Origin of the sequence: Kocuria atrinae, assembly GCF_039531425.1 — a bacterium.
GTDB lineage: Bacteria > Actinomycetota > Actinomycetes > Actinomycetales > Micrococcaceae > Kocuria > Kocuria atrinae.
In genome coordinates this window covers 157,714-180,860 of record NZ_BAAAQA010000003.1, presented here as the reverse complement: position 1 = coordinate 180,860, position 23,147 = coordinate 157,714, and the positions used below count along the sequence as shown (strand labels likewise).

The window sequence follows — 23,147 nt, the reverse complement described above, 5'->3', positions numbered from 1 at the left end:
CCATCGGTACCGGGCGCCATCGTTCATTTTAAAGCGTGTTTAGCGCTCGATCTCGCCGCGAATGAACTTCTCGACATTCTCGCGAGCGGTGTCGTCGTCGAACTGCTCGGGCGGGGACTTCATGAAGTACGAGGACGCAGAGGTCAGCGGGCCGCCGATGCCGCGGTCCAGGCCGATCTTGGCGGCGCGGATGGCGTCGATGATCACGCCGGCGGAGTTCGGGGAGTCCCACACCTCGAGCTTGTACTCCAGGGAGATGGGCGCGTTGCCGAAGCCGTGGCCCTCAAGGCGCACGAACGCGAACTTGCGATCGTCCAACCACCCCACGTAGTCGGAGGGGCCGATATGAACATCCTTGGCGCGCATCTCGTGCGGCACGTTGGAGGTCACGGCCTGGGTCTTGGAGATTTTCTTGGACTCCAAGCGGGAACGCTCGAGCATGTTCTTGAAGTCCATGTTGCCGCCCACATTGAGCTGGTAAGTACGGTCCAGCACGTACCCGCGATCCTCGAGCAGCTTGGCCAGCACGCGGTGGGTGATGGTCGCGCCCACCTGGGACTTGATGTCGTCACCGACGATGGGAACACCGGCGTCGCGGAACTTCTGGGCCCACTCCTCGGTGCCGGCGATGAACACGGGCAGCGCGTTGACGAAGGCTACGCCCGCGTCGATGGCAGCCTGCGCGTAGTACCGATCAGCGTCCTCGGAGCCCACGGGCAAGTAGGAGACGAGCACGTCCACCTTGGCGTCGCGCAGCGCCTGAGCCACGTCCACGGGTTCGGCGTCCGACTCGGTGATCATCTCGCGGTAGTACTCCCCCAGGCCGTCCAGGGTGGGTCCGCGCTGCACGGAGACGCCCAGGTTGGGAACGTCCGCGATCTTCATAGTGTTGTTCTCGGAGGCCAGGATCGCATCGGAAAGATCCAGGCCCACCTTGGCCGCGTCCACGTCGAAGGCCGCCACGAATTCGACATCACGCACGTGGTAGGGGCCGAACTGCACGTGCATCAGGCCGGGGACGGCCTCGGAAGGGTCGGCGTCGCGGTAGAAGTGCACGCCCTGGATCAGCGATGTGGCACAGTTGCCCACACCTGCAATGGCCACGCGAATGGGGTGTTCGGACACGGTTCTCCTCGGGGAATCAAGTAGTCAGTGGTCATTGTGCAGACACACGCCGACACACGGGTGATTGACCACCAGAAGTGCCGCGCCGCACAGAACCAAATCCACAGTCTAGTCAAGCAACGTGACGGTTAACGCACCGTTGCGAACGGTCATCGACCGGGGATCACCAGGTCAGTGCGGCCTCTACAAGCAGCAGTACGGACACCGCCAGGAACACCACGCCCGCAATGAGTTCTACAGCCACGGAATGCGCTTGGAACCTCGCGGCCAATGCCGGCACGGAGCCGAACCATGCCACCGCGCAGAACCACGCCAGCCCCACCACGAACAAGAGCACGGCCACGAGCATTGATTCCCACCACAGCGCATTGGCCGGCACAACCGAGGCGAACAGTGCAATGAAGAACACGATGGCCTTGGCGTTCGACAGATTGGTGATGATGCCCTGCACCACCGCTCGGAATCCGGTCAGGTTCTTGGTGCCCAGGATCCCTCCGCCGTGCGCGCTGGGCGCAGGCTCGGGGATCTGCTCGGCGGCTTCCACGGTGGCCGGCGACGGCGCCGCCTCCCCCGAGCCGGGTACGGCACCGCCCGTGGTGGTCGCGCGGACAGTCTCCGAACGACGTCGTGAACTCGCCTTGGCCGCGAGCGCCGAACGAATCGAGCCGTAACCCATCCATGCGAGGAACAGCGCGCCGGCGATCTGGATGGTGAGCTTGAGAACCTCGTTCTGGTTGATCACCACCGTGACGCCGGTGAGCGAGAGCGTGATCCAAATGATGTTGCCGATCATCACACCCAGGGCCGTGAGCATGGCCTTGCCGCGGGAGGACAGGAACGCGTTGCGGAGGATGACCAGGATGTCCGGGCCGGGCGAGACGATGCCCGCGATCCACAGGCCGAGTAGTGCTAAGTACTGTGTGGTGCTCATGCGTGCTTGGAGTCGGTCGCGGCACCCCAGATGTTGATGTCTGCGTCCGTGACGAGGGAGTCGATGCGCTCGAGTTCGGCGTCCGAGAAATCCAGGTTCTGTACGGCCGCCGCGGAATCGGCGATCTGCTCGGGTGACGAAGCCCCCACGAGTGCGGTGGTGACCTGCCCTTCCGCCTGCGGGCGCAGAACCCACGCAATGGCCATCTGGGCCAGCGTCTGACCGCGGTCTTCGGCCATGGAGTTCAGTTCCTTGATCTGCTCCAGCGTGTTGTCGGTCAACCATTCTGGGTTGAGAGACTTGCCCGCGGCGGCGCGAGACTCCTCCGGGACGCCACCCAGATATTTATTGGTGAGCATGCCCTGGGCCAGCGGAGAGAAACTGATGGAACCCATTCCGGCGTCGGTCAATGCTACGAGCAAGTTCTTTCCGTCAGCGCGCTCGTTGGGCTGTTCGATCCAGCGGTTGAGCATGGAGTACGAGGGCTGGTGGATAAGCAGCGGGGTGCCCAGCTCCTTCATGATCTTCTGCGCAGCCAGCGTGAGGTCAGCGCTGTAGGAGGAGATGCCCACGTAGCTGGCTCGACCTGAGCGCACGATGTGGTCCAGCGCGCCCATGGTCTCCTCGAGCGGAGTGTCGGCATCGGGGCGGTGGTGGTAGAAGATGTCCACGCGATCCAGGCCCATGCGTTCCAGGGATTGGTCGATGGAGTCCAAGAGGTACTTCCGCGAGCCGCCCACTCCCCCGTACGGGCCCGGCCACATCTGCCAGCCGGCCTTGGTCGAGATAATGAGTTCCTGGCGGTACCGGGCGAAGTCCTCACGGAGGATCCGGCCGAAGTTCAATTCGGCGGAGCCGGCCGGCGGGCCGTAGTTGTTGGCCAGATCGAAGTGGGTGATACCCAGGTCGAAGGCCTTGCGCAGGGTGGCGCGCATGTTTGCCACTGGGGTGTCGTCACCAAAGTTGTGCCACAGCCCCAGGGACAGCGCGGGCAGCTTCAAACCAGAGTTCCCCACCCGCCGATAGGGCATGGTTTCGTAGCGGTCCTGGGCCGCGGTCCAGACAGTGTCATCACCGAAAGTCAGCATGGGAACTAGTCTGCCACCTGACTCAAAGCGACCTGTTATTTGACTCATAAGCTTTCTCTCGAACACGTCAGGGATACTTGGGGAGGCGGGTTTCCGCCACCCCGTTAGTCCGTGTCTGACCACCAAATTCAGGAGATCGCACCGTGTCGCTCACCAATACCGCCATGGCCAGGTTGCGCGCCATGATCCTCAATGGTGAGCTGGGCCCCGGCGACAGGCTGCCCCCGGAGAAGGAACTGGCAGATCGCCTGGGCCTGTCACGTAGTTCGCTACGCGAAGCGGTCAAGGCACTCGAAGTGGTGCGGATTCTGGACATCAGGCAGGGCGACGGCACGTACGTGACGGAGTTGAACACCCAGCACCTCTCCGAGGCGATCTCTTTCGTACTGGAGTTGCATCAGAACTCATCAGTCCTGGAGCTGCTGGAAACCCGCCGCGTTCTGGAAGCTGCCGCGGTCGAATTAGCCGCAGCACGGATCTCGGAGGAGCAGCTCGAGAAAATCCAGCGGACTCTGGACGATACGGATGTGGAGAACATCGACTCGCTCGTGGACCAGGACCTGGCCTTTCACGGCATCATCGGAGATGCCGCCGGCAATGGCTATCTGAGCTCCCTGACGGGCAGCCTCAACTCACGAACTGTTCGGGCCCGCGCCTGGCGCGGGATGACGCAGCAGGGCTCGGCCGAACGCACTATGGAAGAGCACCAGGAGATTCTGGACGCCCTCCGCCGCAGGGACCCCGCGCTGGCCCGCGCCGCCATGATCCACCACCTTCAGGGCGTGGAGCGCTGGCTGCGCATTGCCCTGACCGAAACCCCCGTCTCAGACATCCCGGAAGACCTCAACGGCCCGGCCGATTGAGCATGTCAACCGGCCGGGCCGTTCTGGTTCGCTAGCATCGATCACTCGGCAGGGCGCAGGCGCAGAGCCTCCATACCACCGTCCACTGCAAGATCGACGCCACTGGTCGATGCGTTGAGTGGGCTGGCCAAATAGCAAATGGCGGAGGCCACCTCGTCCGGTTCCACGAGCCGTCCGTGCGGCTGGCGAGCGTTCAGGGCTGCCCGTTCGGCTTCGGGGTCGGGCGCCTTGGACAGCAAATTGCCGATCCAGGGGGTGTTGGCGGTTCCCGGATTCACGCAGTTCACCCGGATTCCCTCGCGCAGGTGATCCGCTGCCATGGCCCGGGTCATCGCGAGAATCGCACCCTTGGTAGCCGAGTACAGCACTCGTTCGGGCAGACCCGCGGTCGCCGCGATGGAGCACGTGTTGACCACGGACGCGTGCTTCGATTTCCGCAGGTACGGCAGCGCCGCCCGGGTCACGCGGACCATACCGACCACGTTGATGTCCCAGACGCGGTGCCACTCATCGTCGTCGTTGGCGGCGACGTCACCCTGGGCCCCGATTCCGGCATTGTTGATCACCACGTCGATCCCGCCCAGTTCGGCCACGACCTTGTCGATCGCGTTCTGGACCGAGGCGTCGTCGGCGACGTCGCACTGGACCTGAACCGCGCCCGTGGCAGCGTTCGCGGGGTTGAGATCGAGAACGGCAACTTTGGCACCTTTAGCCTGCAAAGCCCGGGTCGCGGAATCTCCGATCCCCGAAGCACCTCCGGTGACAACGGCCACCAGTCCATCGAATTCTTGTGAGCTCATGAATGTCTCTCCTCGTTACTTCGGTGCTGGCCGGTTCAGGAACGGGCAACCATGCGGTGACGCTGTTGACCGATACCCTCGATCTCCACCTCCACCACGTCGCCGTCCTTCAAATACGGGAACTTTCCGGACAGCGCTACGCCCTTGGGCGTGCCGGTGGAGATGATGTCCCCCGGTTCCAGCTGCATGTAATGGGACAGGTGCTTCACGATGTACTCGACCGAGAAGATCATGTCCGAGGTCCGCGATCCCTGCCGCGGCTCGCCGTTGACTGAGGAACCCAGTGCCACGTCGTGCGGGTCGAACTCATCCGCGGTCACAACCACCGGCCCCAGTGGCATGTAGTCCTTGATGCACTTGCCCTTGGACCACTGGCCCCCCGAGTCTTCGATCTGATAGGCACGCTCGGACAGATCGTCCGCCAGGGTATAGCCGGCAATACATTCCGCAGCTTCTGCTTCGGTCTCCAAATAGGCCGCTTGCTTGCCCACCACGATGACCAGCTCGACTTCCCAGTCGCTCTTCTCTGACCCCGGTGGCAACGCGATGTTGTCGTTGGGGCCGGTCAAGGTGTTGGGAGTCTTGAAGAAGATGATGGGCAGTTTGGGAGGTGCGTCACCCGACTCGGCAGCGTGCTCCACGTAGTTCTGGCCGATGCAGATCACCGCAGAAGGCCTGGTGAGTGGCGCACCGATGCGCTGACCGGTGATGTCCGCGTTCGACAGCTCGCCGCGTTCCAGGGCAGCTCGCAGGGATTCGATCCCCCCGGTCGCGAAAAACTCCGGGTCGAAATCCTTCACCGCTGCGGAAGCATCGTAATGCGCCCCCTGATATTCGACGACCGGGATTTCTTGCCCCTTCTCGCCCACTCGCATCAGTTTCATGTGTTCCTCCGTGTATCTCGTTGAGCAGTAGTGTCTTTGGATCAGTGATTGGTGATGAGCCCCGCATCCGCGGCTGCGGACCAGAATTCGTCCGGGACAGGTGTCTCGAAGAGCTCCACATTGCGGCGCACGTGGTCCGGAGTCCTCATCCCCACCACGCTGGTCACGATCGCCGAATGGCGCATCGGGAAGGCCAGAGCTGCGGCAGGCAAGGTGGTGCTGTACTCTGCCGCGAGATCCGCCAGTTTCCTGGCCCGCGCGAGGAGCTCCGGCGGAGCGGCGTCGTAGTTGTAATGCGCGTCGTCCGGGACATCCTGGCGGGCCAGGAGACCCGAGTTGAAAACTCCCACCGCATTGACTTTCACGTTGTGCTCCACGCACGCGGGCAGCAACGATTGAGCCGCCTCCTGTTCCAGGAGCGTGTACCGGCCGGCCAACATGATGATGTCCGGTTGAGTTTCCCCCACGAACCGTTCCAGCATTTGCCACTGGTTCATGCCGGCACCCCAGGCTTGGATCACGCCTTGCTCGCGCAGCTCTGACAAAGCGGGTACTGCTCCGTGCAACGCCTGCTCCCAGTACTCATCCGGGTCGTGGATATAGGCGATGTCCACCCGGTCCAGTCCCAGGCGTTCCAAGGATTCCTCGAGGGACCGCTTCACGCCGTCCGAGGAGTAATCCCGCACGCGGTACAGGTCATCAGGAACTTCGAATCCCTCGGTGTCCTTTCCCTGAGGATGTGGGTTGTCCCGGAGCAAACGTCCCACCTTGGTGGAGAGAATGAACTCGTCGCGCGGCTTGGTCTGCAGAAATGCGCCGAGCCTCCGTTCCGAGAGTCCCAACCCGTAGTGCGGTGCGGTATCGAAGTGGCGAATTCCCAAGTCCCACGCCGTTTCGAGCGCCTCACGGGCCGTGGCGTCATCGACCGTGCGGTATAGGTTTCCGAGCTGTGCCGCCCCGTAACCCAGTCGACCGTGACGGGCGATTGCTTCTTCGAGTGATGGCTTCATAACGGTTGTCCTCTTGACGTTCACAAGTTGTTCTGGTGGTTGCTGTGCGGAGCGCTCTCCGCATTGGTAGCGGTCGCACTGGTAGCCGTCGCTGTCTGCTCACTCAGGCCGTAGATCCGCTGCGCGGTCAAGGATGCGATTGACTCGAGCGCTGGCCCGGTCAGGTCGGGTTTCAGCAGCTGGATCTGGAACTGAATGCAGTCCCGTGGTCGGACCCATCCCTTCCCCGATACCGGTGCGTCAGAACCGAGCATGACGCGTTCGTGGCCGAAGTTCCTGAGCGCAAACCGCAGCGGCGCGCTGCACAATTCAGCGGCCTCAGGTGTCAGCACTGTTCGCGAGGACTGCTCGGTTGCCGGCTCCGATCTGGCTCTCTGCGGCTGATACGGCGGGGGCATTTCGGCGACCAGGCCCGAACACTTCACAACCACCCGGGGGTCGGCCGCCAGCGTTGCGATGTCGTCACGCCAGCGCGTCAGGTCCTGCCCCAGCGGAGGCTTTCCCAGATGGTCAAGCACCAGGGTTCCGTCCGTGTCGAGCATCCGCAGCATGTGCGTCACCTCCACGAGCTGGTGGGCCCGAACGCACACGTCGAACGGCAATCCGGCCGAATGCACTGCAGCAATGACGCCGACGACGTCGCGAGACGCCAATTCTCCCGGGCCAAGTTCTTGCAGGTTGTGTCTGACTCCAGCCACGCGTGGTGTGTCTGCGAGCGCGCTCATCGTGTCCTGAGTGGCACCCATCCCATGGGGTAATGCCGCGATGATGCCCAGGACCTTGTCGTTCCGTTCGGCAATGTCGAGCAGCCATTCCAGCTCAGCTCTCTCGTAGCCGACGTCGACCCCCGCCTCCACCAGCACCGAGGGCAGAGGTTCCGATTCCTCGAACAGGTCCTCCGTGGGAAGGCCTGCTCCTCGGACCCAGTTCCACGGCAGGTGGTGCAGATCCCACAGGTGACGGTGGGAATCCACCACGGGCACCAGGGTGTGCTCGGGGGCCGACGTCGTCTGATTCATTACTACGCAGCCCTCCCCGCGCCGGTGGTGTTCACCAAGGTAGGAGTTTCCGGGATCACGCCTACCGTGAGCAGGAGATTGGCGTACTGGCGCTGCTCACCGGTGGCGATGACCACAGCCACGTCATTCTCGCGAGCACGGTCGTAGAACGTGAACCGTTCCAATCCCGTCAATTCGACCTGGGATCCGAGGGTCTCGCCGTAGCCCTCGACGGCCGGCGAAGCGGCGCCGTCGGCGTTCTCCATGTACTCGGCGGCCTCTACCGGAACCGTGGTAATTAGGAGCTCCAGAACCTGGTCCGCCGTCAGCAACCCCGGTGCCACGTTGAGCGGGACCCGTGTGGCGCGAGGGCCCACCCCCGTGACGTGGGGGTAGTTGCCATCGGCGATGAGGATCTTGGTTCCGTGACCGCACCGGGCCAATGCGGCCAACAACTCTGGATGGGTGATTGGTGTTCGCATCATGAGTTACTGCCCGCGGTCTGCTTGTCGGTCACGGACTTGACCTCAGCGAAAATCTCTTCTTCGATCTCCTCGAGGGAACGGCCCTTGGTCTCCGGCACCCGCAGAATCGTGTAAGCCGTTCCTGCCACTGACAGGACCGCGAAGACCATGAAGATCCACGGGCCCATGCCTGCGAGCAGCATGGGGAACACCAGGGCGAAGGTCGCATTGAGCAGGTACTGCGTGAAGGTGATGATGCCGGTACCGATAGCGCGAGTCTGCAGCGGCAGGATCTCCGGAACGTACAGCCAGAACACCGGGCCCAGTCCGAAGCCGAAGGAGAAGGTGTAGACGAACACCGCAGCCACGGCGATCCACCCGGATTCGGCGAAGAAGGTCAAGACGACCATCGCCACTGCCTGACCAGCCATGGAGACGGCGAGCATTTTCACACGGCCCATCTTGTCGATCAGCGGTAGAGCAATGGCTGTGGAGATCACCAGGGCCGTGCCCACGCCGTAGTTGGCCACGGCACCGGGGTTGTTACCAAGCCCCTCCACGTCCTTGAAGATGATGGGCGCGTAGTAGACCACCGCGTTGATGCCGGTCCACACCTGGAAGAACGTCAGGATGGCAAGAATGGTGAGCGGTTTCCGCGCGTCGGACAGGACACCGCCCAGGCCCTTGGTGGGGCGGTCCAGGACCTCTTCGATTTCCTGGATTTCCTTGGCCGCGAATTCCTCACCACCGCGCATGGTCCGCAGAACGTTGAGCGCGTCTCGGGAACGACCACGCATCATCAACCAGCGAGGTGAGGGCGGAGCGATGACCATACCCACGAAGAAGATCACTGCAGGAATCACGCCCAAGCCGAGCATCCAGCGCCAGCCGTCGGGGGTGCTGTGGAAGATGTCGCCCACCGCGTAGGCGGCCAGGATTCCGACATTCACGGCAAGCTGGTACAGGCCGGTCAGCAGACCACGAACACGCGTGGGTGCCAACTCCGACAGGTAGATCAAGCCGAACATGTTGGCAATACCGATACCGAATCCCAGGAAGAACCGCGCAGCCATCAGGCCAACGGGGCCCGAAACAATGGCGCAGAACAAGGATCCGAGAATGAAGATCACACCACCAACCAGCAGGATCTGCCGCCGGTCGAAGCGACGAGCCGCAATGGTGGAGACCACGATGGAGGGCAGCGCGCCGTAGAGCAGCAGCGAGGTGATGAGGCCGGTCTGTGATGCCGTGAGGCCAAATTGGCCCTCGAGCAATGGCAAGGCACCCGAGATGGCCCCGGAGTCGAAGCCGTACAACAGGCCGGACAAGCCCGCCAGTACCGCGACCAGGTACACCTTGCGCGGGATCGGCTCGCGCATGAAGTCTGCCTGGGCCGCCTTACCGGGAGCAGCCGACGTTGCTGCGCCAGTTGTACGTGTGTCACGCGTTTCGCCGTGAATTTCAGGCGCGGCAGCGGCGCGCGATGAACCGAAATTGGACATGAGAACCCCTAAAGGTCATTCGTGGGTCGGCATCTTTGCCGGCCCTCACGTTGGATGAGGTAAAAATCAGAACTGAGGCGGGCGTCGCTAGACGCTGACACCCACGGGGGTGTCGGTGGTCGCCCACTCGGCACCGTTCGGGAACTCGTACCGGGCCAAGGATGGCTGGGACATTTCCGCTGTGGAGCCCGGCGCTTCGGGCGGCCAGTACCGTCCGTCATGGACGTCCACGGGTGTCAGAAAATGTTCGTGCAAGTGGTCCACGAACTCGATCATGCGGGAGTTGTCCAGCTGCCCGGAGATGGCAATGGAATCAAAGAAGGACAAGTGCTGGACCAGTTCGCACAGGCCCACTCCCCCTGCATGGGGGCACACCCGCACGCCGAAGTGCGCAGCGAGTAGCAGGATGGTGATGTTCTCGTTCACACCTGCCACGCGGCAAGCGTCCATCTGCAGAACTTGAAGACTCTTTGCCTGAAGCATCTGTTTGAACACCACGCGGTTCTGCACGTGCTCACCTGTTGCCACGGGAATTGGAGCGATCGCCTCGGCAATTGCCGCATGCCCGAGGACATCGTCCGGGCTGGTGGGCTCTTCGACCCAGGCCAGGTCGTAGGGAGCCAATTCACGAACCCACTCGATGGCATCTGCGACATCCCATCGCTGATTCGCGTCAATGGCGATCGGGAAATCCGGGCCACACACCTCGCGAGCCTTGCGGACTCGACGGATGTCGTCCTGAAGATTGGCTCCCACTTTGAGTTTGATCTGTGGGAAGCCATCGGCCATGGCTTCACGCGCTAGCCGCTCGAGCTTCTCATCGGAGTAGCCCAGCCACCCCGGAGAGGTGGTGTAGGCGGCGTAACCCTCCGCTCGCACTCGGTCGATGCGTGCCTGCTTTTCTTCTGCCCCGCGCCGCAGGATATTCAGAGCCTCCTGCTCCGACACGGCATCGGTGAGGTATCGCAGATCGATGAGCCCGAACAGTTCCTCGGGCGACATCTCCGCCAACAGCAGCCACAAGGGCTTATTGGCCTTCTTGGCCTTGAGATCCCACAGGGCATTGATAACAGCGCCGATGGCCATGTGCATCACGCCCTTTTCGGGGCCGAGCCAGCGCAACTGTGAATCGTTATTGAGTTCTCGCCACACACTTCCCAGGTCATCCAGGAGGGGTTCGACCTCCCGTCCGATGAACCGTTGGACGACCACCTCAATGGCCGCTGCTTGGACGTCGTTGCCACGTCCGATGGTGAAAACGAAGCCGTGACCTTCCAATCCGTCGGGGTGGTCGGTGCGTAGTTCAAGGTACGCCGCTGAGTAATCGGGATCGGGGTTCATGGCGTCCGATCCGTCCAACTCCTTGGAGGTGGGGAACCGAATGTCTCGCACTCGGCTTTCGACAATGGTGCTCATGCTTGGCCTTTCGCAGGCGGATCGCTGAAGTGTGCTCTCGGGTCCAGGCGGCGGGTTCATCCGATGTCTGCTCAATGGTGTTTGTTGCGAGTCATCCACCGCTTGTGACTGGAGTCACGTGATTGACGTCTCCCACAGAGTAAACATCTGATGTTTAGTCCGTCAAGAGCCCATTACGCGATTTTTTGCCGCTCTTTTTTCTGATTGGTCCGATGGTTATGGGAGTCCACCACGCCGAAACCCGTAGCCAGAAGCGCACCGGCCACGTTGTGCCAGATGGTGGCCACCGCTGAGGGCAGTGCGCTCATGGGTTCAAAGTTCTGATGACACAGCGCCGCAGCCAGTCCAGCGTTCTGCATACCCACTTCGACGCTGATTGCCCGGCGTTCGCGGTAGCCCAGTCGGGCCAACCTCGCCGCCGCCCAACCCAGGGCAAACCCGAAGGCGTTGTGCAGCACCACCGCCACAAAGACCATCCCCAGTGCGGACGCAAGAACCTGCGCGTTCGCGGCCATAATGCCCGCGATCACCACGGCCAGAGCGGCAATAGAGAGCCATGGGATCACGGAGCTGAGGCGAGAAACCAGACGTTTTGCAACGATGCGAACGAGCACACCCAATAGCACGGGGATCAGAACAATGGTGAGGATCTGCTTGAGCATGGCGGCAAAGGAGACGTCCACGTAGCTACCGGCCAGCCACAGAATCAGCAGCGGTGTCATGAGGGGTGCGACCAGGGTCGAAACGGCCGTGGTGCACACGGACAATGCAACGTTGCCATTTGCCAGATAGGCCACGATGTTCGATGAAGCCCCGCCCGGTGCCGACCCCAGAACAACCATCCCGACAATCAGAATCGGGTCGAGCTGCAGAGCTACACCCACGCCCAATCCGGCCAGGGGCATGATGATGTACTGGGCAATCGCACCCAGGATCACCGCGTGGGGCTTGGTGGCAAGAATCTTCAGATCGGGTAAGGCAATGGTCATACCCATGAAGAACATGACCACTCCGAGCAACGGCGTGATCGCCGGGCCGAGCGCCGAGGCCTGCTCGTGGAATACCAAGCCGAGCAGGCCCGCGAAAATGATGATGATGGGAAAGGCCAGCACAGACATGCTGGACCGAGAGAGACGCGCCAAGGGAACTCCTGATTGAACAGGAGCAGACATCGGATGATTATGACGTGAGCCTGATCATACACACGCGGTGCGTGGATACCAGCTCATTGCGCACCGCCGGCGGAACATCGGATGACCTCATGATCACCCACCCCGAGCCAACCAAATACGTGAACGATCAGGTGCGCGTTTGCTTCGTTGAATTCAGAAACGGAAAAGCCGCGACAACCAAGAATCCGTCGATTCCGGTCGCCGCGGCTTCAGCCCTGGTCAGACGCGCAGCACCGCAGCGGTGTTCGGCGCCAGGGTTGCCTTACCGGGGGTTTCCAGTCCCGGTTCGACGCCGCTCGCAAACAGCACCTGGGGCACGTTGCCTCCCATGAGGGGCAGGTCGCGCTCCTGGTCGGACAGGTTGATCACCGTGACCACGCCGTGCTCGGACTCGGGTTCGCTCATACGCTTGAGCACGAACCACTGTTCGTCGTCACTGGCCTGGGTCGCTACGGTGGCCCAATCCTGACTGGTCAGTTCTGCGGCATCCCGGCGCAGCGCGATCAGGTCACGGTAGGCCGTGAAGATCCGCTCATGCTCACCCTGGTGCACCTCGTCCCACTTGAGCTTGGAACGTTCAAAAGTTTCAGGGTCCTGGGGATCCGGAACGGACGCGTGGTCCCAGGCCATGGAGGCGAACTCGGCCTTGCGGCCTTCGGCTACGGCCTTGCCCAGCTCGGGTTCGGGGTGGGCGGTGAAGAACTGCCACGGGGTGCTCGCGCCCCATTCCTCCCCCATGAACAGCTGCGGGGTGAAGGGCTGGGTCATCAGCCACGTGGCTGCGCACAGCGCACGGTCCACGCTCACCGTGTGGTTCATGCGATCACCGGCGGCGCGGTTGCCTACCTGGTCGTGGTTCTGGAGGAATGTGACGAACTGCCACGGGGACACCTCGGAAGGGTTGATTTCCCGACCATGGGAACGCCCCCGGAACGTGGAGTACGTCCCGTTATGGAAGTACGCCGTGTGCATGGTCTTTTCCAGAGCGTGCAGGGAGTCGAAGTCTCCGTAGTAGCCCTGGGTTTCCCCGGTGAAGGCCACGTGCGCGGCGTGATGGACATCGTCCAGCCACTGGGCATCCATACCCTGCCCGTGCTCCTCGGCGGGAATGATCATGCGCGGGTCGTTGAGATCGGACTCCGCAATCGTGAACAGTTTCTTGCCCGTGCGCTCGGATTCCTCCGCAACGCGTTCGGCGATCTCCTGCAGGATGTGCTTGGCGCGCGTGTCCGCCAGGGCGTGTACGGCGTCCAGACGGAAGCCGTCCACATGGTAGTCACGCAGCCACATGGTCACGTTGTCCAGGATGTACTCGCGCACACCGTCGGAGCCCCAGTCGTCCAGGTTGATCAGGTCACCCCAGCTGGAGGCACCGGTCTTGAAGTAGTCGGCGAACAACGGCAGGTAGTTGCCGCTGGGTCCCAGGTGGTTGTAGACAACGTCCTGGATCACGCCGATCCCCTTGGCATGGCAAGCATCCACGAACCGTTGGTAGGCCTCTGGCCCACCGTAGGACTCGTCCACGGTGTACCAGGCCACGCCGTCGTAACCCCAGTTGTGGTCACCGTTGAAGCCGTTGACGGGCAGCAGCTCCACGTAGTCCACGCCCAGCTCGGCCAGGTAGTCGAGCTTGTCGATGGCCGAGTCCAGCGTTCCCTCGGACGTAAACGTGCCAGGGTGCAGTTCGTACAGCACGGAATCCTGGAGCAACGGCGGCCGCCAGGCGGCGTCGCTCCACTGGAACTCTTCGGGATCGAACGTGCAGGACAAATCGTGCACACCCTGCGGCTGGCGACGAGAGCGCGGGTCCGGCAGCACCTCGGACACCGAAGTGCGTTCTTTGTCCGTGCCCTCGTCGAAGACCTTGGTCAGCAGGTAGCCGTAGCGCACGGTTCCCGACGCCGCCTGCTCACCTTCCGCGAGCGTCCACCACCCGGGGCGGTCGGCCAATCCCTCCATGGGGTGGTCCACACCTTCCACTCGGACGGTGACTTCGCGGGCGTGGGGTGCCCACACGTCGAAACGGTGATCGTTGGTCATACTCAGCGGTCCTTTCGGCGCAGCAACGCCACGGGGTAGGTGTCGAGAAGTTCGGCGAGCTGAACGCTGCCGGTCGAGGTGAAGGTGCGGCGGGTCAGAATGTCTTCCCACTCGCCGTCACTCAGGCTCACGGCTTCATCCGTCCAGCCGCCGGCCTTGGCAAGGCCCACGGGGAACCGGATGACCACGGTTGCCGCGCCACCGCGGTCGAAACCCAGGGCGTGGTCGGCCAGCGCGCCGGTGAACTCGAGCGGTTCATAACTGGTGAACAGTTCCGGGTGCTCACGGCGCAATCGCAGTGCCCGGGAGGTCAGCAGCATGCGGGCGGCACCGGTTTCGTCCACCGATGGCGAGCCGCTGTCGGTGCCGGGAAGGCCCGAGTCCAAAGTGGTCAGCAGTTCATCGCGAACTTCGAAGTCCACGGGGCGGCGGTTGTCCGGGTCCACCAGGGACGGCTCCCAGAGTTCCTGCCCCTGGTACACGTCCGGCACACCCGGCAGTGTCAATTGCAAGGCGGTCGCGGCCATGCCGTTGGACCAGCCCGGTGCCGTGGCGCGTTCCACGAAACCCTCCACAATGCCGCGGGCCCGGGGGTTGGTGAACACGAAGTCGATGAAGCGGGTCAGCTCCTTCTCGAACTCCTCGTCACCGTCCACCCACGCCGTGGACACGGAAGCTTCACGCACTGCCTTCATGGCGTAATCGACCGCGCGATCACGTTCGAGCGGCCACGCCCCCACGATGGCCTGCAGAACCAGGTTGATGGCCGGGCCGTCAGTGATGGAAATGCCAGCCTCACGAGCGCGGGGGAACAACGTGGCCAATACCTCGGACCACGCCTTGGCCGATTCGGACAGCACCGTGATGCGGGCACGAACCGAGGCCGAACGTTTGGTGTCGTGCGTGGTCAGGGCGTTCATGGTGTCCGGGGACTCCCGCTGCCGCTCAACGGCCAGCTCGTGGAATTCGGCCGGGGTCAGGGAGAACACGGACGGATCACCGCCCACTTCCGTGAGAGATGTCAGCTTGGTGAACCGATAGAACGCGGTGTCCTCCACACCCTTGGCCATGACCATTCCGGAGGTCTGCTGGAAACGCTTCGCAACCTCGGTCAATTCTTCCGCCGACGTGGCTGCGTCACCCAAGACTGCCGCCAGGTCGTCGATCACGGCGCTCAGTTCCGGGCGGGCCTGCTTCGCTGCGGCCACGGCCTCGCGCTGGTAGTCGACGCCGAATGGCAAGTACGTGCGGTAGACCGGGAAGTTTGCCAAGATTTCCGACAGACCATCGTAGGCCTGCTCATCCGAATGCCCGAAATCCTCGGGAAGGTCGCGCACCAGTCGGCGCACCTCGGCGGACAGACCCACGTCTGCCATACGGCGCTTGGTGTCGTGGATCAGTTCTTCCCAGCGCACGGGATCGCCCTCGCGCAGCTTGGTGTCCAAGGAGGCCAGCTCGTAATGCCCCTCGGGATTGGTCAGCACGCGGTCGATCCAGCCCAGCGAGTCATAGCCCGTGGTGCCCGCAGTTTTCCACTGCTGCGGCAGCGACTCCCCTGGTTCCAGGATTTTTTCAACCGTGGTCCACGCGCCGCCGGTGACGTCCGCGAGCTTCTCAAGGTAGTCCTCGGGGTCGCGCACGCCGTCCGGGTGGTCGATGCGCAGCCCGTCCACGAGCTTCTCGTCGAACCAGCGGCGCACTTCCGCGTGGGATTCGTCGAAGACCCTCTGGTCTTCCACTCGCACCCCGGCCAGCGTGGTGACAGTGAAGAACCGGCGGTAGTTCAACTCGGAGTCCCCGCGGCGCCAATTCACCAGCTCGTAGTTCTGCTTGGCGTGGACGTCTTTCGCCGAGTCTCCGTCCCGGTAGGTGCCTTCCGCAATCGGGTAGACGTTCTCGTAGTAGCGCAGAGTGTCGTCTTCCACGGTCAGCGCGGAGAGGTCCTCGTCCCCGTCGCCGAGCACCGGAATCAGGATCTTGCCGTGACCGGCTGCCCAGTCCACGTCGAAGGATTCTGCGTGCGGGCTGTTCTTGCCGTCCTTGAGCAGCGACCACCACCACGGGTTCTCCTGCGGAACGGCCACACCCTGGTGGTTGGGAACAATGTCCACCACCACGCCCATTCCGGCGTCGTGGGCGGCCTTCGAGAGCGCGGTCAGACCGTCCGCTCCCCCGCGTTCGGGGTCGATCTCGGTCGGGTCGGTCACGTCATAACCGTGATCCGAACCGCTCGTGGCGCGCAGAATGGGCGAGAGATACACCCAATCGGCGCCCAGGCGCTTCAGGTACGGGACGAGTTCTGCCGCGCGGAACAGGTCCTGCTGTGAGGTGATTTGCAACCGGTACGTTGAGGTGGGAGTCAGCACCCTTCCAGTCTTGTCGCTCATGCCCCGCAATGCCAGTGACTCCGCCAGAAGCGAGAACGCGTCGTCCGGAATTTTCGCGAGTGTTAACGCAACCGACGACGCCGCCCGTGCGGGCGACGTCGTCGGTCGTCTAAGGCTCGGCCTACAACGGGACGCGACCGATCACGGAATTACTGGTGGTCGTGCGGCGCCTGGGCGTACGCGGCGACCGAAGCGGCCACGGACGCATCCGGCTCCTCCTCGGGAGCTTCCCACGCACGCAGGACCACGGTGGACTTACCGGCCAGCGTGATCTGCGTGGAATGATCGCGGATCTCACCGTCACCGTGTTCACCGGCGGTATCCAGGATTTCCTCCCACTTCTCGCCGTAGTTAGCGGCGGGCAGGGTGAACTCCACTTCCTCGGGGGCCGAGTTGAAGTACACGATGAAGTTCACGTCCACAATCTGACGACCGCGCATGTCCACACCCGCGATGCCCTGGCCGTTGAGCCACATACCCATGGAGCGGGTCAGCGGCTCGTCCCAGTCCTGCGGCACCATGGGAGTGCCGTCAGCGTTGAGCCACGCGATATCCGGCATGGGATCCTCGTCGGAACGCTCTCCCATGTCCACGGGGCGACCGTCGAAGAACTGCGAACGGCGGAACGTGGGGTGGTTCTGACGCAGGTGCGTGATCGCGGCGGTGAACTCGACCAGCGGGCCGTCCATACGGTCCCAGTTGATCCACGAGATCTCGTTGTCCTGGCAGTACGTGTTGTTGTTACCGTCCTGCGTGCGGCCCAACTCGTCACCGTGCAAGAGCATGGGCGTGCCCTGGGACAACAGCAGCGTGGTCAGGAAGTTACGCTGCTGACGGGCGCGCAGAGCCAAGACCTCGGGATCATCCGTGGGGCCCTCTTCACCGCAGTTCCAGGAACGGTTGTGGGACTCGCCGTCGTTATTTCCCTCACCGTTGGCCTCGTTGTGCTTCTCGTTGTACGAGACCAGGTCGCGCAGTGTGAAGCCGTCGTGGGCGGTCACAAAGTTGACGGACGCGAACGGGCGGCGGCCGCTGTTCTCGTAGAGATCAGCGGAACCGGTGATGCGGGACGCGAACTCGCCCAGGGTTGCGGGCTCACCACGCCAGAAGTCACGCACGGTGTCGCGGTACTTACCGTTCCATTCGGTCCACTGCGGCGGGAAGTTGCCCACCTGGTAACCGCCGGGGCCGATGTCCCACGGCTCAGCGATGAGCTTGACCTGGGAAACGATCGGATCCTGCTGCACGAGCTCGAAAAACGTGGAGAGCTTGTCCACATCGTAGAACTCACGGGCCAGGGTTGCGGCCAGGTCGAAGCGGAAACCGTCCACGTGCATCTCGGTCACCCAGTAGCGCAGCGAATCCATGATCAGCTGCAGTGAATGCGGGTGGCGCACGTTCAGGGAGTTACCGGTGCCGGTGTAATCCATGTAGAACTTGTGGTCGTCGTCAACGGTGCGGTAGTAGGCGTTGTTGTCGATGCCCTTCATGGACAGCGTGGGGCCCATGTGGTTGCCCTCGGCAGTGTGGTTGTAAACCACGTCGAGGATCACCTCGATGTCCGCCTGGTGCAGTGCTCGCACCATCGCCTTGAATTCCTGCACCTGACTGCCCAGGTGGGAAGCAGAGCTGTACTCGTTTTGCGGGGCGAAGAACGCGATGGTGTTGTAGCCCCAGTAATTGCGCAGGTCCTGGTCCAACAGAGTGGAATCCTGCACGAACTGGTGCACGGGCATGAGCTCAATGGCGGTCACACCCAGCTTCTGCAGGTGCTCGATGACCGAGGGGTGGGCCACTCCCGCATAGGTGCCGCGCTGCTCCTCCGGAACGTCCGGGTGCTGCATGGTCAGACCCTTGACGTGAGCTTCGTAGATCACGGACTTGTGGTAGGGCGTGTGCGGGGTGCGGTCACCCTCCCAGTCGAAGAACGGGTTGATCACCACGCCCTTCATCATGTGCTCGGCGGAATCCTGATCGTTGTAGGAATCCTCGTCACCGAAGTGGTAGGAGAACATGGACTCGTCCCAGTCCATGCCGCCTTCAACGGCCTTGGCGTAAGGGTCGAGCAACAACTTGTTGGGGTTGCAGCGCAGACCCTGGGAGGGATCCCACGGGCCGTGCACGCGGTAGCCGTAGCGCTGTCCGGGTTGCACCTGGGGCAGGTAGCAATGCCATACGTAGCTGTCCACGGCGGTGACGTCCACGCGGGTTTCCTGGCCGTCTTCGTCGAACAAGCACAGCTCGACCTTCTCGCCTACTTCCGAGAAGAGAGCGAAATTGGTGCCTGTGCCGTCGAATGTGGCGCCTAACGGGTAGGCGTGACCGGGCCAAACTTCCATGGGGTTGTCTCCTAGAGATTGATGTCATGGCGAACGACGTTGCGTACGCGCGGGCGCGTTGGGGCGTCATTGGCCAACACCCAAGAATAGCGGGTACTTACTGTCTCGTTTTCCGCAATACTGTGCGCACGTTGGCAGCCAATACCGTGGGGGGCACCGGGCCCTCACCATCTACACGAGAGGCGAGCGCGTGCACGCCGGCTCCCAGAGCGGCCGCGGCAGCCCACCGACTGTCGCCGCGGGCCCACTCCCCCAGGCTGCGGAGAGCGTCCGGGTGCTCGGCCACGTGGGCAACCACGGTGCCTAGAATTCCGGCGAGTGTATCGCCCGATCCGGCGGTGGCCAGCCACGGGCTGGCCTGACCGACACTCAGGCACACCTGGCCGATCCTCTCTTCCTCGGAACCCGGTGACGCGATGATCGTGGTGGCCCCCTTGAGAAGCACCGTGGCTCCGGTCAATCGCGCCGCCTCACGTGCCCAGTACACGGGAGCGGCCTCGATGCGCACGCGATCCGGGGCGTCGTCCGTGATGCCGAATCCCTTGAGCCATTCGAAGACCTGCTCCAGTTCTCCGGCGTGCGGGGTCAGAATCTTGTGGGCCCCGAGCCGACCGTCCACCACGGCCTGCGCCGCAGGAGTGAGGGCCCCGGCATCAAGAACGGCGGGCTCTTGAGCCTCGATCACGGCTTGGACGCGGGCGGATTGGCTTTCGTCGTCTGCCACGCCGGGACCGGCCAACCACGCTTGCACGTGCACGTCCCAGGGCTGATCGTCGGAGCACACGACCTCGGGGCTCTGGGCCAAGACCATGCCGCGGGTCGTGGCGTCCCCCAGGAAACGAATCATGCCCGCGCCGGAGTTCACCGCGGCGTTCGTGGACATGGTGGCCGCGCCCGGATAACTGGGGGTTCCTGCCACCACACCCAACACCCCGCGGGTGTACTTGGTGTCCGTGGGCTTGGGGCGTGGCCACGCCTTCAGAATGTCCTTGGCCTCGAGCCGGAACACGGACGGGTTCTGCAACCGGTCCTCGATGCCGATGGGAATCACGGTGAGCTGGCCCGATGCTTGTTCGCCCGGGGCAACGACGTGGGCTACTTTGGCCGCACCGAACGTCACGGTGGCGTGGGCCTCCAGCACGGGTTCGGGAGACTCTCCGGTATCCGCGTCCACGCCTGACACCACATCGCACGCGACGATTCGGGGGCCCGTGGGACTGGTGCGCTGGAATGTATTGAAGTTCTCGACAAGCGCCGCGGCTTCCCCGCGCAGCCCACCAGACGCACCGGTACCGAGCATGGCGTCGAGGACAAGGTGCGCGGACGTCATCTTCGACAGGGCCTGGCCGCGGTCCACGGTGTGGAAACCCGCGATCGACTCATGGGGATCAGCGTCCGGATTACTCGCCGCGTCCTGGCCCTCCAGTCTGACCACGGATCCACCCAGCGCCCGCAATGCCTTGAGCCCCTGCGGGTGCGCTTTGGAACCGGTCAGGATTGCCGTGACCATCACGCCCGCGCGCCGCAGGAACGAACCGGCCCACAGGCCGTCGCCGCCGTTGTTCCCCGAGCCCACCAGAATGACGGCGGTAGTGCCAGACAGCAACCCTTTACGGTTGGCGCGGCGTAAATGGGTTTCGCACACCCGGGACAGTCCCAGAGCCGCGCGGCGCATCAGGATATCCCCGTACCCCGCATCGAGCAGGGGTTGTTCTGCAGCGCGCACGCTGGCACCGGTATATGCGTCAATCACTCCTGGGACCTCCCGATCCTTCGGCCACGACAAATGCCACGGCCATCCCGCCGTCGTGGGAGATCGTCACGTGCCACGACTCCACACCGCGGCGCTCGGCCACTTCTGCCACCGTACCCGTGGTGTGTAAACGAGGGGCACCGTGTTCGTCATTGGTGATCCAGCAGTCCTGCCAGATCATCCCAGGAGGTGCCAACAGCGCCTTAGCAGCTGCTTCTTTCACGGCGAATCGCGCGGCGAGCGAGTTCAGGGACAGGCCACGTTCATGCTCCACGAACAAGCGTTCCCGCAGCCGGGGCGTCCGTTCCAACTGCCGTTTGAACCGCTCGACGTCCACGATATCCACGCCAGTTCCCACGATCATGCCCGCTAGCCTACCCGCGGGTGCGGACACGAATAACGACGGCGGGTGCCCGCCGAAATTTCGGTGGGCACCCGCCGTCGTGAATGCGTGGTGGGAAAGTCTTACTCGACGGTCACGGACTTGGCGAGGTTACGCGGCTGATCGACGTCGTAGCCCTTGGCTGCGGAAAGTTCCGCAGCGAAGATCTGCAGCGGCACGGTGGCCAGCAGCGGCTGAAGCAACGTGGGTGCCTCGGGAACGTAGAAGATGTGGTTTGCGAAGTCCTTGACGGCCTCGTCGCCCTCTTCCGCAATCACGATGGTGACTGCACCGCGAGCGCGGATCTCCTGAATGTTCGAGACCACCTTGGCGTGCAGTGAATCGCGACCCCGGGGCGAGGGAACGATCACGAATACCGGCTGGCCTTCGTCGATCAGGGCGATCGGACCGTGCTTGAGCTCGCCGGCGGCAAAGCCCTCGGCGTGGATGTAGGCGATCTCCTTGAGCTTGAGAGCGCCCTCCATGGCCACGGGGAAGCCCACGTGACGGCCCAGGAACAACACCGAGGATGCGTCCTTCATGGACTGAGCGAGATCCTTGACGTCGCCCTCGATCTCGTCGAGGACACGCTGAATCTTGGCGGGCATGGCCTCGAGCTCGGCGAGCATCGTGGCGATCTCGTCCTTGTACTTGTTACCGCGCAGCTGAGCCAGGTACAGGCCCAACAGGTAAGCGGCGGTGATCTGTGCGAGGAACGCCTTGGTCGAGGCCACGGCGATCTCGGGGCCGGCGTGGGTGTAGAGCACGGCGTCCGCTTCGCGAGGAATCGTGGAACCGTTGGTGTTGCAGATGGCAACCACCTTGGCACCCTGTTCTTGCGCGTGGCGCACGGCCATGAGGGTGTCCATGGTCTCGCCGGACTGGGACACAGCAACGACCAGGGTCTTCTCGTTCACAATCGGGTCGCGGTAACGGAACTCGTGGGCCAACTCCACCTCGGTGGGGATGCGGCACCAGTGCTCAATGGCATAACGAGCGACCTGACCAGCGTAGGAGGCGGTACCGCACGCGATGACCACAATCTTGTCGATGGAGCGCAGCACGGCCTCATCGATCTTGAGCTCGTCCAGCGTCAAGCGGCCGGTCTCGTCCAAGCGACCCAGCAGTGTCTGCTCAACGGCGGAGGGCTGATCGTGGATCTCCTTCTCCATGAAGGAGGGGTAGCCGTCCTTTTCCGCCGCGGCAGCGTCCCACTCGATATCGAAGGGCTTGCCCTCTGCGGGGTTGCCGTTGAAGTCCACGATCTTGTAGTCGTCTGCGGTGATGGTGACAATCTGGTCCTGCCCCATCTCCACAGCCTTCTTGGTGTAGTCGATGAAACCGGAGACGTCCGAGCCCAGGAAATTCTCGCCCTCGCCCAGGCCGATGACCAACGGGGAGTTACGGCGAGATGCAACCACGCGGTCCGGGTGATCAGCGTGCACGGCCAGCAGCGTGAAAGCACCTTCCAGACGGCGGCTCGTGTCCTGCATAGCCACGGTCAGATCCTTGGAATCAGCGGGCTGCGCGTTGTAGGTACGGGCCAACAGCACTGCGGCGACCTCGGTGTCGGTTTCGGACACGAAGGTCTCGCCCTCAGCCGCTAGTTCGCGCTTGATCTCGTTGAAGTTCTCAATGATGCCGTTGTGGATCATGGCGAGCTTGCCGCCGTCCACCACGTGCGGGTGAGCATTGAGGTCAGACGGACCACCGTGCGTTGCCCAGCGGGTGTGACCAATGCCGATCTGGGAATTCGGCAGCGGGTCTGCCTCCAGTTCGTTCAGAAGGTTGGTCAGCTTCCCGGCCTTCTTGCGGTAGTCCACTTTTCCGTCCGCGATGACCGCGACACCGGCGGAGTCATATCCGCGGTACTCGAGACGGCGCAACCCCTCGAGAATCACGTCCAACGCGTTGTGTCCACCGGCTTTGACGTCCGGGGATCCTACATAGCCCACAATTCCACACATGCGGAGAACTCTACCGGAAACCACCC

General features: G+C 63.1%; 18 protein-coding genes. 1 reads left to right on the top strand and 17 read right to left on the bottom strand.

Annotated elements, in window-relative coordinates; translation table 11 throughout:
* Positions 1-39: 39 nt before the first annotated feature.
* The 3 genes from ABD283_RS02715 to mgrA all read right to left on the bottom strand — a co-directional run bounded on the left by ABD283_RS02715 (position 40) and on the right by mgrA (position 3,144).
* Complete coding sequence (locus ABD283_RS02715) at positions 40-1,125, bottom strand: inositol-3-phosphate synthase (RefSeq protein ID WP_344223513.1); 1,086 nt, start codon at positions 1,123-1,125, stop codon at positions 40-42.
* Positions 1,126-1,288: 163 nt separating this feature from the next.
* Positions 1,289-2,056 (bottom strand): LysE family translocator, encoded by a 768-nt coding sequence (locus ABD283_RS02710; RefSeq protein ID WP_344223512.1) that lies wholly within the window; start codon positions 2,054-2,056, stop codon positions 1,289-1,291.
* A complete protein-coding gene (gene mgrA, locus ABD283_RS02705) occupies positions 2,053-3,144 on the bottom strand; it encodes an L-glyceraldehyde 3-phosphate reductase (protein ID WP_344223511.1) in 1,092 nt (363 codons plus the stop codon). Before mgrA ends, ABD283_RS02710 begins: the two co-directional genes overlap by 4 nt.
* A gap of 143 nt (positions 3,145-3,287) precedes the next feature.
* Here mgrA and ABD283_RS02700 point away from each other — a divergent pair, with 143 nt between their 5' ends.
* Positions 3,288-4,007: a FadR/GntR family transcriptional regulator gene (locus ABD283_RS02700; RefSeq protein ID WP_129702126.1), complete on the top strand. Its 720-nt coding sequence runs from the start codon at positions 3,288-3,290 to the stop codon at positions 4,005-4,007.
* Between the two features lie 41 nt (positions 4,008-4,048).
* Here the strand turns inward: ABD283_RS02700 and ABD283_RS02695 are convergent, their stop codons facing one another.
* The 14 genes from ABD283_RS02695 to glmS all read right to left on the bottom strand — a co-directional run bounded on the left by ABD283_RS02695 (position 4,049) and on the right by glmS (position 23,121).
* A complete protein-coding gene (locus ABD283_RS02695; protein ID WP_129702124.1) occupies positions 4,049-4,807 on the bottom strand; it encodes an SDR family NAD(P)-dependent oxidoreductase in 759 nt (252 codons plus the stop codon).
* 35 nt (positions 4,808-4,842) lie between these two features.
* Entirely contained in the window at positions 4,843-5,691 is an 849-nt protein-coding gene (locus ABD283_RS02690; protein WP_129702122.1) for a fumarylacetoacetate hydrolase family protein, read from the bottom strand.
* 41 nt (positions 5,692-5,732) lie between these two features.
* Positions 5,733-6,701 carry an aldo/keto reductase gene (locus tag ABD283_RS02685; protein WP_344223510.1) on the bottom strand — a complete coding sequence of 323 codons (969 nt, stop codon included), beginning with the start codon at positions 6,699-6,701 and terminating at the stop codon, positions 5,733-5,735.
* 20 nt (positions 6,702-6,721) lie between these two features.
* Entirely contained in the window at positions 6,722-7,720 is a 999-nt protein-coding gene (locus tag ABD283_RS02680; protein WP_129702118.1) for an amidohydrolase family protein, read from the bottom strand.
* Between the two features lie 2 nt (positions 7,721-7,722).
* Entirely contained in the window at positions 7,723-8,184 is a 462-nt protein-coding gene (locus tag ABD283_RS02675) for an RbsD/FucU family protein (protein WP_344223509.1), read from the bottom strand.
* Positions 8,181-9,665, bottom strand: a complete 1,485-nt coding sequence (locus tag ABD283_RS02670) for a sugar porter family MFS transporter (protein WP_344223508.1) — start codon at positions 9,663-9,665, stop codon at positions 8,181-8,183. The genes ABD283_RS02675 and ABD283_RS02670 overlap by 4 nt, the downstream gene beginning before the upstream one ends.
* 87 nt (positions 9,666-9,752) lie before the next feature.
* A complete protein-coding gene (locus ABD283_RS02665) occupies positions 9,753-11,081 on the bottom strand; it encodes an enolase C-terminal domain-like protein (RefSeq protein ID WP_344223507.1) in 1,329 nt (442 codons plus the stop codon).
* Between the two features lie 173 nt (positions 11,082-11,254).
* On the bottom strand, positions 11,255-12,223 hold the full coding sequence (locus ABD283_RS02660) for a bile acid:sodium symporter family protein (RefSeq protein WP_344223506.1): 969 nt from the start codon (positions 12,221-12,223) through the stop codon (positions 11,255-11,257).
* A 249-nt stretch (positions 12,224-12,472) separates the two neighbouring features.
* Complete coding sequence (treZ, locus tag ABD283_RS02655; protein WP_344223505.1) at positions 12,473-14,293, bottom strand: malto-oligosyltrehalose trehalohydrolase; 1,821 nt, start codon at positions 14,291-14,293, stop codon at positions 12,473-12,475.
* 2 nt (positions 14,294-14,295) lie between these two features.
* On the bottom strand, positions 14,296-16,659 hold the full coding sequence (gene treY, locus ABD283_RS02650; RefSeq protein WP_344223562.1) for a malto-oligosyltrehalose synthase: 2,364 nt from the start codon (positions 16,657-16,659) through the stop codon (positions 14,296-14,298).
* A gap of 170 nt (positions 16,660-16,829) precedes the next feature.
* A complete protein-coding gene (gene glgX, locus ABD283_RS02645; protein WP_344223504.1) occupies positions 16,830-19,019 on the bottom strand; it encodes a glycogen debranching protein GlgX in 2,190 nt (729 codons plus the stop codon).
* A gap of 97 nt (positions 19,020-19,116) precedes the next feature.
* Positions 19,117-20,772, bottom strand: a complete 1,656-nt coding sequence (locus ABD283_RS02640) for a bifunctional ADP-dependent NAD(P)H-hydrate dehydratase/NAD(P)H-hydrate epimerase (protein ID WP_344223503.1) — start codon at positions 20,770-20,772, stop codon at positions 19,117-19,119.
* Entirely contained in the window at positions 20,765-21,136 is a 372-nt protein-coding gene (locus ABD283_RS02635) for a holo-ACP synthase (protein ID WP_344223502.1), read from the bottom strand. Before ABD283_RS02635 ends, ABD283_RS02640 begins: the two co-directional genes overlap by 8 nt.
* 101 nt (positions 21,137-21,237) lie before the next feature.
* Positions 21,238-23,121, bottom strand: a complete 1,884-nt coding sequence (glmS, locus tag ABD283_RS02630; RefSeq protein WP_344223501.1) for a glutamine--fructose-6-phosphate transaminase (isomerizing) — start codon at positions 23,119-23,121, stop codon at positions 21,238-21,240.
* Positions 23,122-23,147 lie beyond the last annotated feature (26 nt).

Bases quoted from the DNA above. Each gene is read 5' to 3' on its own strand.
- ABD283_RS02710 (WP_344223512.1), bottom strand. From the start codon at position 2,056: ATGAGCACCACACAGTACTTAGCACTACTCGGCCTGTGGATCGCGGGC.
- glgX (WP_344223504.1), bottom strand. From the start codon at position 19,019: ATGGAAGTTTGGCCCGGTCACGCCTACCCGTTAGGCGCCACATTCGAC.
- ABD283_RS02690 (WP_129702122.1), bottom strand. From the start codon at position 5,691: ATGAAACTGATGCGAGTGGGCGAGAAGGGGCAAGAAATCCCGGTCGTC.
- ABD283_RS02680 (WP_129702118.1), bottom strand. From the start codon at position 7,720: ATGAATCAGACGACGTCGGCCCCCGAGCACACCCTGGTGCCCGTGGTG.
- ABD283_RS02675 (WP_344223509.1), bottom strand. From the start codon at position 8,184: ATGATGCGAACACCAATCACCCATCCAGAGTTGTTGGCCGCATTGGCC.
- treZ (WP_344223505.1), bottom strand. From the start codon at position 14,293: ATGACCAACGATCACCGTTTCGACGTGTGGGCACCCCACGCCCGCGAA.
- ABD283_RS02695 (WP_129702124.1), bottom strand. From the start codon at position 4,807: ATGAGCTCACAAGAATTCGATGGACTGGTGGCCGTTGTCACCGGAGGT.
- ABD283_RS02670 (WP_344223508.1), bottom strand. From the start codon at position 9,665: ATGTCCAATTTCGGTTCATCGCGCGCCGCTGCCGCGCCTGAAATTCAC.
- glmS (WP_344223501.1), bottom strand. From the start codon at position 23,121: ATGTGTGGAATTGTGGGCTATGTAGGATCCCCGGACGTCAAAGCCGGT.
- ABD283_RS02665 (WP_344223507.1), bottom strand. From the start codon at position 11,081: ATGAGCACCATTGTCGAAAGCCGAGTGCGAGACATTCGGTTCCCCACC.
- mgrA (WP_344223511.1), bottom strand. From the start codon at position 3,144: ATGCTGACTTTCGGTGATGACACTGTCTGGACCGCGGCCCAGGACCGC.
- ABD283_RS02635 (WP_344223502.1), bottom strand. From the start codon at position 21,136: ATGATCGTGGGAACTGGCGTGGATATCGTGGACGTCGAGCGGTTCAAA.
- ABD283_RS02685 (WP_344223510.1), bottom strand. From the start codon at position 6,701: ATGAAGCCATCACTCGAAGAAGCAATCGCCCGTCACGGTCGACTGGGT.